This window comes from Kribbella solani (assembly GCF_014205295.1).
GTDB classification, from domain to species: Bacteria; Actinomycetota; Actinomycetes; order Propionibacteriales; family Kribbellaceae; genus Kribbella; species Kribbella solani.
The window spans coordinates 6,201,833-6,215,956 of sequence record NZ_JACHNF010000001.1; the positions used below are offsets into that span (position 1 = coordinate 6,201,833).

Sequence of the window (14,124 nt, forward strand, 5' to 3'; positions counted from 1 at the left end):
ACCGACCCGAATTCGCCTTACCGCGAGACGATGATACGCGGCCTTCCTACTGATTTCTTGCGGCACGATTGAATTGCCCATAGGGCTGCCTTGATCGCATCGGCTCGCCCATTGGAGACCATTCTCGGCCCATCGGTGCCAGCCGCGACCCGTGCTGCCAAAACCTGATTGGTTAGCTCCTCACCGCCGTCGTGCAAGAATGCGTCTTCGGACAACAGGCGTTGAAACTCCCGCACCGACGCGATCACTAGGCCCTGGCCTTTGGCGCATCGGATACCGACCAGCGCGGGATCGTCAGCCAGGCTTGCGCCAACGGTCACAGTGCCCCTGAAGCGCGACTCCTTGAGGACTAATGCCGCCTCTTCGAGGTCGGCAAAGTCCTGCACCGAGACGATTGCCTGACTGTCTACCTTCCAGGCGAACGCTAGCGAGACACCATCAGCGAACCACGACTCGATTGCAGCCGAATGTGGCGCGGTTGCCGGAAGGTCGACAATCCGTTCCTCCCACTCCTCCTTCGTGGAGATCGGCTTACCCTTCTCGCGTGGTGCGGTATTCAGCTGCCACATGTTGAGGTATTGCGCTGTGAAGCCAGCCATCGGGTCGAGGTCATCGGCCTCTGGGTCCACCTCGCCGGCCAGCGCTTTCTCGTATTTCTTGGTCATTATTCTGCGGCGATCTTCTGACCAGTGCGGGTTGGCCGCCTTCCATACTTCAGGGTCGCCAGGATCGGCTCCAGAAGGTGCACCCCACAGCATTAGCAACGTTTCGCCGTCGTCCACTACCAAGGCCTCGACAATGCGCTTCTTCATCAGGCTGGTAGCTCGCCGGTGAGCGGTCGACGTGAGGTGCAATTGCGACCACAGGCGCTCCAGCATTGCAGGCTCCAGGCCTTCGGAGACCGTGTCGGGCTTCACGTCCCAGGCCTCGTCTACCACCGCCAGGCCCGCCTCCCAGCCGTACACGCCCTCCTGACTGCGCACCAGCCAGCGTGACCCGTCGTCGGCCTCAATGGCCTCCTTGCCGTTGGCCTTCGTGACATTCCAGCCCTGCTCGGCTGACCACTTCCATGCACCTCGCTGGATCTCACGACAGATCGGCAGATCGTTGCCACAGTGAACGACCGTCTGCACCTCACCGATCAGGAACGCGTGCGCCATTCGCCAGAGCGCCATTCCCCTGATGCGCACCGATTTGCCCGCACGACGAGGACACGACTCGACAACTGAATGCCAAACCAGCGAGCCGTCTGCGCGATGCTCCAGTTGCCGCACGATTGCCAGCTTCTGCCACCAGCGCAACTTCTTTCCCTCAGCCTCCTCGATCCAGGCAATCGCGTATTCGCCATACGAACCGACAACCTCGTCGGTCGGTGGTGTCATATACAAAGGCGCAGCTGCGTCGGCGGGAATGTCGAGGAATGGCACCAACCACTCGTATGCACGCAGGCGGTCGGCATCCCACGTTAGGCCGTCACGAACTGTGATCTGATCGGCAGAAGTCTTGGGAGAGAGAAAGGACACGGACCGGGATGTCCTGGGGCCTGAGGCCTGGGAAAGAACTGGCCCTGCCTTCGGTGATGTTGGGTCTCCGACTTTGAGATTGCATTCTTTGCACGAGGCAATGAGCCTATCGGGCGGCACGATGATGCCGTTCTTTGTGCCGTCGAGGTGATGCACATGAGTTGCAACGACAGTGCACTGCATCGTGCCTGCCTTCGTGGTCCATGTACCTGGAATCTTGAGCTGGCATTGGTGGTTGTCCCTATCCAGTACGAACGCACGCAGCTCCCTCCATGCACGCGTACTGCCATTGACCCAGGCTTTACTTGGCATCGCGGCACGCCGCCTTCTGCTCGTTGTAGGTAGGTGCGAGCTGGTTGATCTGCCCTGCGTAGTAGGTCACTCCATACGCATCCAACCTCCTGGCAGATGACACCGCACCGGCAGCCATGGCGAATCCGCTGTCAGCTGAGTCAAGTGCATCCAGGCACGGCTGCGGTGTGCGAGGTTGAACTAGCAGGATGGTGCCGACGACGGTAGCTACTACTGCATAACCAGCCAGGATGATGGTGCATTTGTTCTTAGTGATACTCATATCTAGCTCCTGCGTTCGGTTCGTTCATATGGTCGCTCGGGTGGGTCTAATCCCCGATCCCGGTTCCTGGTGGTAGTGGTGGTGGTGGTGGTCCCTTAAGGGCGGGACCCACCACACACCACGGTGTGTCTAGACCCACCGAGACCCACTAGACCCACTGAGTGGGTCTACGTACGTCGGACCCACTAGACCCACTAGCCTGTCCACGACATCGCCTCGGGTGATCCCTGGATGAAGTGATGAGTTGCATTGTTCTTTCCAGAGCGGGTTTCGAGGTCGAAGTCATTGATTAGCTTCTTGATGACTGCTCGAATGTCCGCTTTCTGGCCGGTAATCGCACCTGTGATTTGGTTCTGCGTGCACCCCGGATTAGCGGTGACGTAGGCCAGGACCGCGCTTTGTAGCGTGCTGGTCGCCTTGGTCTTCCTCGTGCCGGTGAACGGGCTATACGTCAGTGTCTGCGTCGGCCTGTCGAACTTGAGCTCGCGCTCCTCCTGCTCGACGCGTCGGCCCTCGGCTCTGAAGTACCGGTCGCCGCTGTCGGCGTGCTTCGCTAGCACCCAGCGGTTGTCGGTCCAGTCATCGAGCTTCGCTCCACCGCGTGCCCGTTCGTTGCCCTCCTCTACGTACCTGCCCGTGTGTACCGGCATGAACAGATCCGCTATGCCCGCTTCGCGCTTGAACTCGTCCAGGCGTTTGGTGAAGGCGTTGATGTCGCTGTTGGAGTTCTCGTCGCCGTAGAACGCGCCGGAGAAGGGGTCGAGGATCCAGGCCTCAATCTCGCGCTTCCGCATCTCCGCGACTGCCCACGTGTACGCGGCATCGTCCATGAGGTCGAGGTGGTGCCCTCTCAATGGCACGTGCCAGACGCGGTCGGGTTTGTGGATGTTGATCTCGCGAAGGTTCCGCCGCATCTGCACGGCTTCTACTTCGTGGTTCCAGAACGCGATACGACCGTCGAGCTTGCGTACCTCGTGCGTTCCTAGAAACGGCGTGCCGTCCGCTAGTGCACGGACGAGGTTCATCATGAAGGTGGTCTTGCCGACCTTGAAGCCTGCGGTGATCGTCGTATTGCCGCCGACGCTGTGCAGGTTCTCGATCGTCCACTCGATGTCTGGATCCGGCTCGTCTAGCTCGGCGGCCAGATCATCCGCGAAGGCAGGCGGCGTGAACAGGGCACTCGACTCAATCCGGCTTGCCCTGCGCCGCACGTCTCGCCGCCGCAGTTCGATCTTCAGGTCATGTTCGACCTGCAGCTCGTAGAGGTCAGCTGTTGCCGGTGGCTCCGATGCAGGCGAGCTGGCCGGCGGTTGCACTGGTGGTATGACTGGAGCCGTAGGCAACATCACAGGCGGCGTCGGAGCGATGAACGTGTAGACCGGCTCAGGCGACCTCGGCTCGGTGAGACCCTTCTTGATCCCCGAGTCGATTGTCTGCTTCGTCTCGTATGGCGTCAGGCCGATCTTGAGGGCTGCCTGCGTCAACTCGGCACGTACTTGCGCTTCGTTCAGGTTGCCCCCCGCAACAAGCTGGCCGAGCTTCATGGCGGACACATTCAGCTGGTGATTGCGCTGCCCCTCGGTCGTTCCGAGTAGGACTCCAATCTCACTAGCCAGAGCGTTGGCCGCATAGGTCATCGCCGCCTGCGTGTTGACTACCGGCTGGCCCAGATCCTCCAGGCCCACGTTTGGCGTCGGTACGGCAGGCATCGGAGGTGACACCGGCGTAGGCGCAGGTGTGAACGCGGGTTGCTGTGGTCGGACCTGCACGCCGTTCTTCGCCGCGAGCGCACGGATGTTAGCCAGCCAGTCGACGGGTGGGCCGACAGTCGGGTCGTCCTCTGGCAGGTCGTCTGGGTCGGCGGTCATTCAGTGCACCTTTCGAGGTCGGCCTGGACCTTGGGCAGCCATTCGCGCAGGCACCGCTGGTGCAGGGTGAGGTGGAACTTGAAGGGGTGACCGGCCCAGACGAACGGGCGCTCGTGCGGCTTGATGTCCTCGCCGCAGTGGAAGCACTCGTCAGCGGCGAAGGCTGAAACCCATGCTAGGAACGTGATTCGACCCCTTCGGTAGTCGTCTCTCGTGTCCCTACTGGGTGGCGGCTCCGCGAGTACCTCGTCCATCTCGGCTGCCAGCTCGTTCTGACTTCTTGCGATCGCCACGTCACGCCCCCTTGCTGGCCGCAACGATCAGCAGCATCCAGAGCGCGACGATGGCGGTCATGATGCAGGTTGTCGTCATCAACCACATGACGACGAAGTCCAGGCTCGCCTCTTGGCGCTTCATCCTTCGGTATGCCCTGATGAACTCGTCGCTGCCTGGCTCCGGCAGGACATTGCGCTTCGGCTTGGTGTTCATTTCGTGCTCCTCAGCTGGTCGTAGTACTCGACGAGCGTCATCGCCTTGAGGTGTGCGGATGCGACGCAAAGTTGCTCCCGGCAGGTCCGCCACACCAGCTCGTCCGGCTGCAGCTCTCGATTGAGCATCTCGAAGACAATCCGTCGAACCTGGAGCGTCTTAACACCTTTCTGCCCGTCGCCCTTGCCGATCATGAGCACCGGATTGCCACCGGTATTGACGTAGCTGTTCCAGATCCAATGACCGCCATCCGTCTGGTCGAAGCGCTCAAGGACACGCCCCAGGACCTCGGCCTCGCGGCCTCCAAGGTCGAGTGTCATGACTTGTTGGCTTCGATCCAGGCCTGCACGACGGGCCTGCTGTAGAAGACCCGTCCGCCGATGCGGATGAAGTCCGGTCCTTTGCCGTCTCGCCGCCAGTTGCGAAGCGTCTTGATGTGCACATCCAGGTATGCAGCTAGCTCGGGCGCGCTGATCAGATCGCGCTCCTCGTGGATCGTCATGGGTTGCTCCTAGCGTTCCGTTTGTGTCCCGTGTTGCCGGGTGGATGGAACGCTAGGTGCCGGTCGGCCGATCCGTCATTCATTGGCCCTAGGCAACTATCGGCTCCGCCAGGCGTACAGGACTGACGGAGGTCCAACCGTCGCTTAGGTGTCCCGTAGGTGCATCGAACTGCGAGGACTGATGGACGACTAACGCCTTGAAAACAAGCCGATAGCACGTTGATCTGATGTGCTACGCCTTGCCTGCTCGCCGCCGACAGAGCGAAGCTCCTGCTCCGTTACACGAGATTGGAGATAGTCATGGCAAGCATCGAGACCCGATCAGGTACCCGGCGCACGTCCTACGTGGTGCGCTATCGGGACGACACGGGCAGGCAGCGCGCCAAGTCGTTTGACCGCAAGTCCGACGCATACACGTTCGCCAACAAGGTTGAGGTCCAACTGGCCGAGGGTGACTACATCGACCCCAAGCTGGGCAAGACGTTGTTCCGCGACTTCCACGAGCGCTGGGTGGCTGCCCGCAAGGTCTCGACCAACCGACGCGTCACCGAGGCCAGTCAGGCGAAGGTCCACATCATGCCCCGCTGGGCCGACGTTCCCCTGTCGCGCATCCGGCCGCTCGATGTGGACGCCTGGGTCAACTCGATTGCCGCAGGCCCGCATACGGCAGCTGGTGCCCTGCAGCAGTTCAAGCACTGCCTGAACGACGCCGTACGCGAGGGCCTGATCCGTACTAACCCCGCCGCGTCTACCAAGGCACCCAAGACGCCAACCAAGCGCGTTACGACAGCTGACGTTCTGGACGCCGACGAGTTGCTGGCGCTGGTGTCCGAGATGCCGAAGCGTTGGAAGGCGCTCATCTACCTGTCCGGCTGGCTCGGTTGGCGATGGTCGGAGGCGATGGGCCTGCGGGTAAAGGACTTCGACTTCGAGAACGGGGTCGTGTACGTCGGGCGCGAGACAGCTACGGAGGTGTCAGGTCGCGTCGAGAGGCGTGCCGGTGGCAAGACCGATGCCGCTACCCGCGTCGTGCCGTTGCCGCGACCGGCCGCCATCATGGCGCGGTGGCACATCATCCACGGGCTGTGTGGGTCCGGGCCGGATGGGTTGATGTTCGTTACAGAGGGCGGCACGACGCCGTTGCGATCGAACTTCGCCAGGCTCCTGAAGGACCGCACGATCAAGGGCAAGGTCATCCCCGGTGCGATCTCCAGGGCGGGCCTCGACGGACGCGGCGTCAACATGCGTCAGCTGCGCCACACGGCCGTCACGCTCATGTTGTCGATGGGCCTGGACATCCTCGACGTGCAGGAGCGCATCGGCCACGAGAAGGGCTCTACGACGTTCGACATCTACGGGCGAGTCCTGGCCAACCGACGCAAGCGCGGAACCGATCTGATGGCCGCCGCGATGACAGAAAACGTGCGCACGCGTTTTACACAGCCCAGGCCAGGAATATCGGCAGGATCGGCCGCCGCCTGATGCATCAGGTCCCCGGATCTAGGCGTAAATCGACCGATATTACGTGCTATCGGCAACTAAGTTTAGGTGCGGTTACTACCCTCGTAATGAGAAGGTCGTCGGTTCGATTCCGACAGGCGGCTCCACTCCGGTAGACGGAGAAACCCCAGGTCAGCGCACTGATGACCTGGGGTTCTGCATGTCTCGGCTGTCTCGTGGTGCGGCTCATGGTGCGAGTTTGCTAACGCCCTTGCTAACAGGGCACCAGCGCGGATGCCTCCGGTCCCTCGTCCTCGTCTGTCTCGTCCTCTTCGTCCGCCTCGGCGTTAGCAGGCTCCGACTTCGCAGCCGCAGCGGCGAAGATGCCGGCGACCCCGGCCGCGTGGGTCCGGATCACGTGGGCATAGATCCGGAGCGTGATCGCCGGGTCGGCGTGGCCCAGCCGCTCAGCCACCACATGCACCGGCACGCCAGCGATGAGAAGCAACGTCGCATGCACGTGCCGCAGGTCGTGGAGCCGTGCATGGGGGAGTGGTTTGGCCGGAGCCTCCTCCGAGTCAGGCGCGTTGTATGCCCGGATGACCTTGCCCATGAGCTGAGTGACTGTGTCGGGGTAGATCGGGTCTCCAAGGCCCGTCGTGAACACGTACCCGGAGTCAGGCCACGCCTCTCCGACCTTGGCTTGGTCCGCCATCTGGCGTCGTCGGTGCGCCTTGAGTTCCCTCACGGTGCCAGGATCGATGCTGACAGTTCGTTCCCGGCCGCCCTTGGTTGTGCCCTCGACTCGCTCGCCTTCCACGATGCCGACTGAGCCGCGAATTCGGACCGCTGGCGCTTTCCAGTCGACATCAGCCCACCGCAGGTTGAGCAGTTCCCCACGCCGAGCGCCTGTATACGCCGCCAGCCGGTAGAAGGTCCCGAGCCGGTGGTTAGCCATCAGCCCGAGGAAGAGGCGAAGCTCATCGGCCGTCCAGACCTCGACGGACGGTCGAGCGGTACGACGGGGACGCTTGGCGCGGTCCGCCGGGTTGGTCGTCAGAACGCCCTCGAACTTCACAGCGTCATTGAATGCCTTCCGCAGCACGGCGTGCACCTTGTCCACGGTCGCCCTCGACAGTGGCTTGCCGTCGGCCCGGCCGCCCTTGAGGAGATCCTGATAGAGCTTGGTCAAGGTAGTTGGCCGGATCGCCTGGAGACGCTGGTTTCCGATCCGGGGTTCTACGTACTGGCGCATGAGCCAGCGATAGCCGGCCAACGTCCGGGGTTTGGTCTCCAGGGCGTGAGCATCGAGCCAGTCGCCGAGGTACTCCTTCACTGTGATTGCCGAACGGTCGACGTACTCCCCTCGTCGCGCTGCACGTCTCGCGTCGTCGCGGGCTTCTTTGGCCTCGTCCTCGCTCGCAAAGCCTCCGACCCACTTGGGCTTGCTGATGCCGGTGTCGGGATTCATGACCCGGATGACGTACGACCAGGTCTTGCCGCGCTTCATGACGCCGTCCTTGAGCTTCCCCATTAGGCGGCCCGGTCCAGGTCGGCGACGAACTCCATGAGATCGGCGGATCGGATCAGTCTGGAGCTGTCGATCTTGACCGACTGCAATGCGCCGGACTGAATGAGCTGGTAGACCTTCGCCCTGCTGACGCCGAGCGCCTCGGCCACTTCAGGAACGCGGTACAGAAGCTTGATGTCTGGCATGGTGATCCCTCGTTCAGGCCGCAGACGCGGCGGTGTCAGTTGCCGAATTGCTGTGGTGCGGCGGGTCGCCGGGTGGGTTGGTGCGTTGTTTGGCTTGTTCGTACTGGGTGCGCCAGCGGATGCGGGTGGCGATCGCGGCGGCGAGAACCTCTTTGTGCGTTGGGATGTGTCGCGGTCCCTCTTCGCCTGGGCGGATCGGTTTCCAGATGAAGCGGGGCGTGTCGGTGTGGGTGGCCAGCTCGTTCTGGTCGTCCATCTCGACGCCGGCGGCGGCGAGGGTTTGGCGGATGACTTCGGAGCGGTCGGCGCGGTGTTGGGTGAGGGTCTTGCCGGTCCAGCCGCGGGATACGAGGACGCGTCGACCGCCGAGCCCGAGATGTTCGCGGTCGTGGGCTTTGGAGTCGCATTCGCCGGGGATGGTGTTGCCGCCTGCGTTCTTCGGGGTCACGCCGTAGCGGAGCCAGTTGGCGCACTCCGGCGAGCAGGGCAAGACGCGTACGTGGGCGTGCAGGCGGTTGATGTGGGCGCGCTGGGCCGGATGAAGTTCGGTCGGGTCGTCGCCGTACGTTTCGCCGATCGCTTTGCCGAGGTACTTCGTCAGGTAGCCGATGGCCTTGCCGACCTTGGCGTCGGTGTCGGCGATGATGCCTTGGTAGTCGAGCTGTGTGCCGAGCCGTACGACGTGTGCGGGCTGTGCGGCTGGGTCGGCGTCGAGGTCATCGAGAGCTTGATCCCAGGTCGGGAGAAGGGCGCCGGTCGACGGGTCCACGAAGGCGCTGGCCAGCTCGTCCCACACCGGCAGCTCTGAGTTCGACGCACAGCCGTAGACGGGCCGCCGATGGTCCGGCCACCACACTTGGTGGTACGTCGCCTTTGCGACCTCGCGGACCGTGTCGCGTGCGACGGTGCCTCGTACCGCGGCGTGTAGGTGAGGCGCGAGACGCTTCTGTGGTTCGACCACGGCGAAGTACTGCGCCTTGTATCCCGCGCACCGGCGAAGGTTCTGGATGAATCGGTCGATGAGCTTCGGGAAGTGCAGGGCGTCGAGTGCGGCCCGGCGGTAGTTGTACGTGTCTGGGTCGACCGGAGTCGACAGCAGCGGCGAGGTCCGACCGTGGAAGACTCCGCACTCACACGGCACCAGCCCCTTGCCTTGGACGTGATGCGGGAGTCGATGCGTTGCGCCGTACGAGCCAAGCGTGAGCGTGATGAACATCGACGGCCGGTAGATCTTGCCGTTCGGAGCGGTGAAGGTCGTTCCCACTGTGCGCTTGTCCATGGCGACCTTCGGGAGGTCGGCCGCGTCCTGGCGTCGTCGGGTCGAACGGACCCGGCGGGTGGCGTCCGGATCATCAGCCTCCGGCTCACCATCAACAGGCAAATCATCTACCGGCGCTTCGGGTTCGGTGTCGCGGTGCCAGCCCTCGCGGCATTGCTGCATGCGTAGACGACGGTTCGCCTCTGCGCAGGGCGGGCACTTGCTGACCAGCGTGGAACCGCACGACACCCCGACTACTCGGTCGGTGCCGGTCTGGGTGTCGAACACCCTGTTGAGCACCGGACGTACGCAGACGCCGTTGGTCACGGCCAGGTCCCGGACAACGTCCAGCGGGAACCGGTCGAGGGTGGCCCGTGCGGTGGGGTTCATGCTGCCGTCCTCCAGAGCGCGGCCGGGCCGTCGAGAACGACGCTCAGTGCGCTGTCAACATCGATGCCGAAGGCAAGTTTTTCGCGGATGGCGTCGCGCTCGGCCTCCGTCGTACGGCCCCACACGCCTTGTTCGTCGGCGACGATCGCGGCAGCAAGGCAGGACTGGACGACCGGGCAGAAGGCGCACATGTCCTTGGGATCGGTCGTACGCCGGATGTCGCGTGCGGTTTCGTCGTCGGGGTAGAAGTCGTCCGTGTCGAGGTAGCCGGCGCAGTAGGCCTTGTCCTGCCAACCAACGTTGATCCGCTGCACGAGCGAGGCTCGCGACTTCCTGGAGAGTCCCGGCACCAAGGGGAGGAGGAGTTGCCCACGTACCTGCCGCCGTGCGGTCATGCTGCTACTCCTTCCGGGGTGAGGACGGGTTCGGTCGCGCCGATGAGGTCCGGCGCGTAGGTGTTCACGAGATCAGCGATGTCTTCGTCGGTGATGTGGGAGAACCGGACGCGAATGGGCTCGGTCTCACCGTCGACGGCCACGTAGCCGACGCCGGGCAGGGTTTCGGGGATCTTGTCGCAGCGCGCTCCCCGCTCGCGGGCACCATCAGCGAGGACCAAACGAACCTGTTCGGCCTCAGCCATTCGCAGCGCGAGCCGGGTCGGGAAGAGATCGCGGAACGGAAGTACCTCCTTGCGCGGGTCTTGCAGAGCGCCAACGACGGTGATGCCAACGGCCCGACCCTGCGACAGCAACAGCGAGAACGCCTTGGCTATCCGCTTCTTCATCGCCGGGTCGGTGACGTACGCGGTCAGCGATGCCAGCTCATCCGCGATCAGGACGATGAACGGTTCATCTCGGCTCGGCTTGAGGAGGCGTGAGAATCCGCGAAGCTTGCCCTGGCGCCGACGCATGATCGCCACCAGATCTTCAAGCAGGGTGGCGAATGCCTCCTCATACTCAGCATCGCTCGCGCCATCCATCGAGGGATCGGAGCCGTAGCAGAACCGGTGGAACAACCGCCGGCCGAGAGCGAGTTCCATGCCGCCCTTGGGATCGAGGACCCAGAGCTGGACGAGTCCCGACCGGATACCAGGGGCGAGCGCCGCGATGATCGACCAGAGCACCGAGCCCTTACCGGCACCGGTCGCACCAGCCACCAGCAGATGTGTGTAGAGCAACCGAAGGCGGAACATCAGGCCGTCCTCGCGGCGCGCTACTTCGAGTGCCTGAAGGTTCGGCGGATCGGCGGCCGGGATCGGTGTGACGATCTCCCGTAGGGGGTCGTTGGTCAGGAACCACAAGACCAGCCGATCGCTCCGCCGAGGCAACGCCCAGCCGAACAAGCGAGCCATCCAACCCTCAGTACCTCCCGGCCACCATGCCGGGATCATCGAGGCGGCCGAGCGAACCCGGCAGTCCTCAGCGCCGAAGGTACGAGCCAACCGCTCGGAGTGCTCGGCGTAGTCGGTCAGGATCTGTCCCGGCAGCAACCGCACGGTGACCTGATCGACCGTGCCGGACGACCGGACATTGATGATCCGGGGTACGTAGGTCCGATCGTCCAGGCGAACAGTCAGGTTCAGCGCCCGCATCGTCGTGTCCCAGCGGGTCCGGTATTCCATGAAGCGTCGCCGTGACCCACGAATCCGCCAGACGACTCGCTGCGCGAAGGAGTCGGGCCATTGCCAGCGCCAGCCAGCTAGGCCGGTCGCCGGTACAGCCGCAGTCGCAATGACCAACCATGCGTCGCCGCCGGTCCAGAGCTGGTACGCCTTGAGTCCTAGCAGCGGTACGACGACGAGTGCCGGACGCCGGATCACCCAACCGAGCGCGCGGATGATTGCCCGCAGGGAGTACCAGAGAACCACCCACTTGAGCCGGATCGCGACCGAGGGAGACCGGAAGTTCACCGGCCCCGACCCGACCTCTTTGCCCTTGATCTTCGCCATGTCGATCAGCCGCCGTTCGGTCGCGGGTCATCGCACGTCACCGGATCGGCCGGGAGCCGGAGTGTGTACCGCGGGCACGGGCCGGGGGAGTGCCGGCGCTTGCCGCAGAACGGGCACGGACCCGACTTCGAGCCGCCGTCCGGGACGCCGCAATAGCCGATCTCGTCGCCGTCCGCACGAACGAAGACCTCCCGTGCCTGCCGCCCGCAGGTGCAGAGTTCCCCCGGCGCGGCCTGACGCCACGGGGTCATCACAGCCATCCTTCGGAGTAGAGGACCCGGTTGACCTCGCGATCGGCCGGGACCTCTTCCTCCTCGTCGTCTTCGTAGCCGTCTTCCCAGGCGTCCCGTTCCTCGTCGGAGTCGGACAGCCACGCCTGATGCTGGTTGAGCCAAGTACGCGCCTCGAAGCGAACGAACTTGCTCGGATCGCCGGTCAGCAGCTCGCTCAACAGGAAGGCCGCGCGGCCGTTCTGGTACGCGAGGTACTGACCGGGGTCAACGCTCTCCGCGACGGTCATGACTAGGCCGCCTTCTGCTCGGTCGCGCCTGAGCCGGGCATGTTCTTCGGCGCCCGGATGCCCATGCACCGGAAGCTCCAGCCCTGCCGCGCCCGGCACCGGTGCGAACGGCCCTCGTCCGGAGCCGAGCAGCTCCGGGTGTCGACCCACGGCGCGGCGGTCATGCCCTGCAGTTCGATCGCCGTGAACGGCAGACCGGGGAGAGCTGGCGGCAGCACCGGCTGAACCTTGGTGATGATGCGGATCGTGAACGTCCGGTCCGCCTTGCGCGCCTCCGGGTCGCCGTCCATCACGTCGAGGGTCCAGACCGGCAAGCCGGAGTCCTCGTCGATCGTCTGCACCGGGTTGGTCTTGGTGGACTTCTCGAAGTCCCGGGCCGCAGTGACCTCCGAGACCGCGAACAGACCGTGCGGGAACGTGTCGCCGAACTCGACCATGATCCTTCTCGGCATACCCATGATGCTTTGGTCCCTTCATTGGATTCGTACCAACCTTTGGTACGAGACCAATATTTACCAACGGGTTGCCGCGAAGTCAAGGGAAATGGGACCATTGGTTGGTACGAACCAGGAGGTTCCCTCGAATGGCACAGTCAGCACCCCTGTACCAGCGCATCGCGGCCGAGCTGCGCGAGCAGATCCGTACCGGCAAGATCAAGGCGGGCGAACGTCTGCCGACCGAGCAAGACCTGATGGCTTCGCACGACGTGTCCCGGAACACCGTCCGGCTGGCGCTCGGCATGCTTCAGAACGAAGGCATGGTCACCAGTACGCCGGGGCGCGGCACGATCGTGCGCGAGCGGATCATGGCCGACTATCACGCCACGTGGGCCGAGTCCCGCGATCGTCGCGCCAGCGACCAGGCCGACGCGTTCCAGTCCGAGATGGCGGAGCAAGGGCGGCATGCCGAGTACCGCGACTTTGCGATGAGTCTTGAAGTGGCCGGCCCCGACTTCTCCAACCGGCTGCAGGTGACCGAGGGGGATGCGTTGGTCTCCCGCGGCTTCGTTCGCTACGCCGACAACCAGCCGCTCAGCATTCAGGCCAGCTACTACCCGATGGACATTGCCCAGCAGGCCGGGCTTCTTGTCCCGAACGACGTCCCGGGTGGTGCGATTCGGGCGATGGCCAAGGTTGGCTATGAGGAGATCGGCTACCGGGACGAGATCACGGCACGGATGCCGACGCCGGACGAGGCCCGCAAACTTCAGCTCGGTTCGGGTACGCCGGTCATCGTGTACGCGCGTACGACCTACAGTGACAAGCGTCCGCTTCGTCTGACGCTGACCACCTTCGCCAGTGACCGCAACCGCGTCATCTACGAACTCGGCGACATGCGGGCGTACCTGGCGCAAGAGGACGCCGAAGCATGATCATCGAGCGCGCCGACGCCAGCGACCTGGGTGTCATCCTCACGCTTCGCTCGGAGGCGAGCGGCTGGCTGGCCGAACGCGGCATCGACCAATGGGCCGTCGCGTGGCCGACCCCGGAGGAGCAGAACCGCCGCATCCTCGCCAGCATCGAGGCTGGTGAGACCTGGATGGTTCGTGACGAGAACGAAGCCACCATGGCCACGGTCGCACTGGACACCTTCTCGGACCCGCGCCTCTGGACTCCCGAGGAGCAGGCTGACCCGGCGATGTACATGCATCGCCTGATCGTCCGCCGCAAGCACGCCGGCCTGGGCACCGAGATCATGGACTGGGCCTGCCACCGAGCCCACCGCCTCGGCCTCCACTGGCTGCGCATCGATGTGTGGACCGACAACACCGGCCTCCACAACTACTACCTCCACAACGGCTTCAAACATGTCCGCACGTTGGATCTCGCGGACTACCCATCAGGCGCGTTGTTCCAGCGCGCCGTTGACTCGCGTACTTAAGGCACGCGTGGCGCG

At 63.9% G+C, this 14,124-nt stretch carries 17 protein-coding genes; 3 read left to right on the forward strand and 14 right to left on the reverse strand.

Annotation, left to right across the window (positions count from 1 at the left end):
• Positions 1-17: 17 nt before the first annotated feature.
• From HDA44_RS28640 to HDA44_RS28665, 6 genes are all read right to left on the reverse strand, one after another.
• On the reverse strand, positions 18-1,523 hold the full coding sequence (locus HDA44_RS28640; RefSeq protein ID WP_337906520.1) for an HNH endonuclease: 1,506 nt from the start codon (positions 1,521-1,523) through the stop codon (positions 18-20).
• 301 nt (positions 1,524-1,824) lie between these two features.
• Positions 1,825-2,097, reverse strand: a complete 273-nt coding sequence (locus HDA44_RS28645) for a hypothetical protein (RefSeq protein ID WP_184839638.1) — start codon at positions 2,095-2,097, stop codon at positions 1,825-1,827.
• A 194-nt stretch (positions 2,098-2,291) separates the two neighbouring features.
• Positions 2,292-3,965, reverse strand: a complete 1,674-nt coding sequence (locus HDA44_RS28650) for an AAA family ATPase (protein WP_184839640.1) — start codon at positions 3,963-3,965, stop codon at positions 2,292-2,294.
• Positions 3,966-4,259: 294 nt separating this feature from the next.
• On the reverse strand, positions 4,260-4,454 hold the full coding sequence (locus tag HDA44_RS28655) for a hypothetical protein (RefSeq protein WP_184839642.1): 195 nt from the start codon (positions 4,452-4,454) through the stop codon (positions 4,260-4,262).
• The gene (locus HDA44_RS28660) at positions 4,451-4,774 is read right to left on the reverse strand and encodes a hypothetical protein (protein WP_184839644.1); all 324 of its coding nucleotides are present in this window, start codon (positions 4,772-4,774) and stop codon (positions 4,451-4,453) included. The genes HDA44_RS28655 and HDA44_RS28660 overlap by 4 nt, the downstream gene beginning before the upstream one ends.
• The gene (locus HDA44_RS28665) at positions 4,771-4,956 is read right to left on the reverse strand and encodes a helix-turn-helix transcriptional regulator (RefSeq protein ID WP_184839647.1); all 186 of its coding nucleotides are present in this window, start codon (positions 4,954-4,956) and stop codon (positions 4,771-4,773) included. The genes HDA44_RS28660 and HDA44_RS28665 overlap by 4 nt, the downstream gene beginning before the upstream one ends.
• Positions 4,957-5,256: 300 nt before the next feature.
• Here HDA44_RS28665 and HDA44_RS28670 point away from each other — a divergent pair, with 300 nt between their 5' ends.
• Complete coding sequence (locus tag HDA44_RS28670) at positions 5,257-6,438, forward strand: tyrosine-type recombinase/integrase (RefSeq protein ID WP_184839649.1); 1,182 nt, start codon at positions 5,257-5,259, stop codon at positions 6,436-6,438.
• 232 nt (positions 6,439-6,670) lie between these two features.
• Here HDA44_RS28670 and HDA44_RS28675 read toward each other — a convergent pair whose 3' ends face one another.
• Genes HDA44_RS28675 through HDA44_RS28710 form a run of 8 tightly spaced genes read right to left on the reverse strand, consistent with a single transcriptional unit; the run spans position 6,671 to position 12,680 of the window.
• Positions 6,671-7,906 carry a tyrosine-type recombinase/integrase gene (locus tag HDA44_RS28675; protein WP_184839651.1) on the reverse strand — a complete coding sequence of 412 codons (1,236 nt, stop codon included), beginning with the start codon at positions 7,904-7,906 and terminating at the stop codon, positions 6,671-6,673.
• 23 nt (positions 7,907-7,929) lie between these two features.
• The gene (locus tag HDA44_RS28680) at positions 7,930-8,112 is read right to left on the reverse strand and encodes a helix-turn-helix domain-containing protein (RefSeq protein ID WP_184839653.1); all 183 of its coding nucleotides are present in this window, start codon (positions 8,110-8,112) and stop codon (positions 7,930-7,932) included.
• A 13-nt stretch (positions 8,113-8,125) separates the two neighbouring features.
• Positions 8,126-9,760 (reverse strand): replication initiator, encoded by a 1,635-nt coding sequence (locus HDA44_RS28685; protein ID WP_184839655.1) that lies wholly within the window; start codon positions 9,758-9,760, stop codon positions 8,126-8,128.
• Positions 9,757-10,155 (reverse strand): WhiB family transcriptional regulator, encoded by a 399-nt coding sequence (locus HDA44_RS28690; RefSeq protein ID WP_184839657.1) that lies wholly within the window; start codon positions 10,153-10,155, stop codon positions 9,757-9,759. Before HDA44_RS28690 ends, HDA44_RS28685 begins: the two co-directional genes overlap by 4 nt.
• Entirely contained in the window at positions 10,152-11,708 is a 1,557-nt protein-coding gene (locus tag HDA44_RS28695) for an FtsK/SpoIIIE domain-containing protein (protein ID WP_184839659.1), read from the reverse strand. The genes HDA44_RS28690 and HDA44_RS28695 overlap by 4 nt, the downstream gene beginning before the upstream one ends.
• 5 nt (positions 11,709-11,713) lie before the next feature.
• A complete protein-coding gene (locus HDA44_RS28700; protein ID WP_184839661.1) occupies positions 11,714-11,959 on the reverse strand; it encodes a hypothetical protein in 246 nt (81 codons plus the stop codon).
• Positions 11,959-12,228 (reverse strand): hypothetical protein, encoded by a 270-nt coding sequence (locus HDA44_RS28705; protein ID WP_184839663.1) that lies wholly within the window; start codon positions 12,226-12,228, stop codon positions 11,959-11,961. Before HDA44_RS28705 ends, HDA44_RS28700 begins: the two co-directional genes overlap by 1 nt.
• Before the next feature lie 2 nt (positions 12,229-12,230).
• Entirely contained in the window at positions 12,231-12,680 is a 450-nt protein-coding gene (locus tag HDA44_RS28710; RefSeq protein ID WP_184839665.1) for a plasmid replication, integration and excision activator, read from the reverse strand.
• A gap of 131 nt (positions 12,681-12,811) precedes the next feature.
• Between HDA44_RS28710 and HDA44_RS28715 the strand changes: the two genes are divergently transcribed.
• On the forward strand, positions 12,812-13,600 hold the full coding sequence (locus HDA44_RS28715) for a GntR family transcriptional regulator (RefSeq protein WP_184839667.1): 789 nt from the start codon (positions 12,812-12,814) through the stop codon (positions 13,598-13,600).
• Entirely contained in the window at positions 13,597-14,109 is a 513-nt protein-coding gene (locus tag HDA44_RS28720; protein ID WP_184839669.1) for a GNAT family N-acetyltransferase, read from the forward strand. The genes HDA44_RS28715 and HDA44_RS28720 overlap by 4 nt, the downstream gene beginning before the upstream one ends.
• Positions 14,110-14,124: the final 15 nt, after the last annotated feature.

Coding starts and splice junctions, on each gene's coding strand:
- HDA44_RS28645 (WP_184839638.1), bottom strand. CDS start 2,097: ATGAGTATCACTAAGAACAAATGCACCATCATCCTGGCTGGTTATGCA.
- HDA44_RS28650 (WP_184839640.1), bottom strand. CDS start 3,965: ATGACCGCCGACCCAGACGACCTGCCAGAGGACGACCCGACTGTCGGC.
- HDA44_RS28655 (WP_184839642.1), bottom strand. CDS start 4,454: ATGAACACCAAGCCGAAGCGCAATGTCCTGCCGGAGCCAGGCAGCGAC.
- HDA44_RS28660 (WP_184839644.1), bottom strand. CDS start 4,774: ATGACACTCGACCTTGGAGGCCGCGAGGCCGAGGTCCTGGGGCGTGTC.
- HDA44_RS28665 (WP_184839647.1), bottom strand. CDS start 4,956: ATGACGATCCACGAGGAGCGCGATCTGATCAGCGCGCCCGAGCTAGCT.
- HDA44_RS28670 (WP_184839649.1), top strand. CDS start 5,257: ATGGCAAGCATCGAGACCCGATCAGGTACCCGGCGCACGTCCTACGTG.
- HDA44_RS28675 (WP_184839651.1), bottom strand. CDS start 7,906: ATGAAGCGCGGCAAGACCTGGTCGTACGTCATCCGGGTCATGAATCCC.
- HDA44_RS28680 (WP_184839653.1), bottom strand. CDS start 8,112: ATGCCAGACATCAAGCTTCTGTACCGCGTTCCTGAAGTGGCCGAGGCG.
- HDA44_RS28685 (WP_184839655.1), bottom strand. CDS start 9,760: ATGAACCCCACCGCACGGGCCACCCTCGACCGGTTCCCGCTGGACGTT.
- HDA44_RS28690 (WP_184839657.1), bottom strand. CDS start 10,155: ATGACCGCACGGCGGCAGGTACGTGGGCAACTCCTCCTCCCCTTGGTG.
- HDA44_RS28695 (WP_184839659.1), bottom strand. CDS start 11,708: ATGGCGAAGATCAAGGGCAAAGAGGTCGGGTCGGGGCCGGTGAACTTC.
- HDA44_RS28700 (WP_184839661.1), bottom strand. CDS start 11,959: ATGACCCCGTGGCGTCAGGCCGCGCCGGGGGAACTCTGCACCTGCGGG.
- HDA44_RS28705 (WP_184839663.1), bottom strand. CDS start 12,228: ATGACCGTCGCGGAGAGCGTTGACCCCGGTCAGTACCTCGCGTACCAG.
- HDA44_RS28710 (WP_184839665.1), bottom strand. CDS start 12,680: ATGCCGAGAAGGATCATGGTCGAGTTCGGCGACACGTTCCCGCACGGT.
- HDA44_RS28715 (WP_184839667.1), top strand. CDS start 12,812: ATGGCACAGTCAGCACCCCTGTACCAGCGCATCGCGGCCGAGCTGCGC.
- HDA44_RS28720 (WP_184839669.1), top strand. CDS start 13,597: ATGATCATCGAGCGCGCCGACGCCAGCGACCTGGGTGTCATCCTCACG.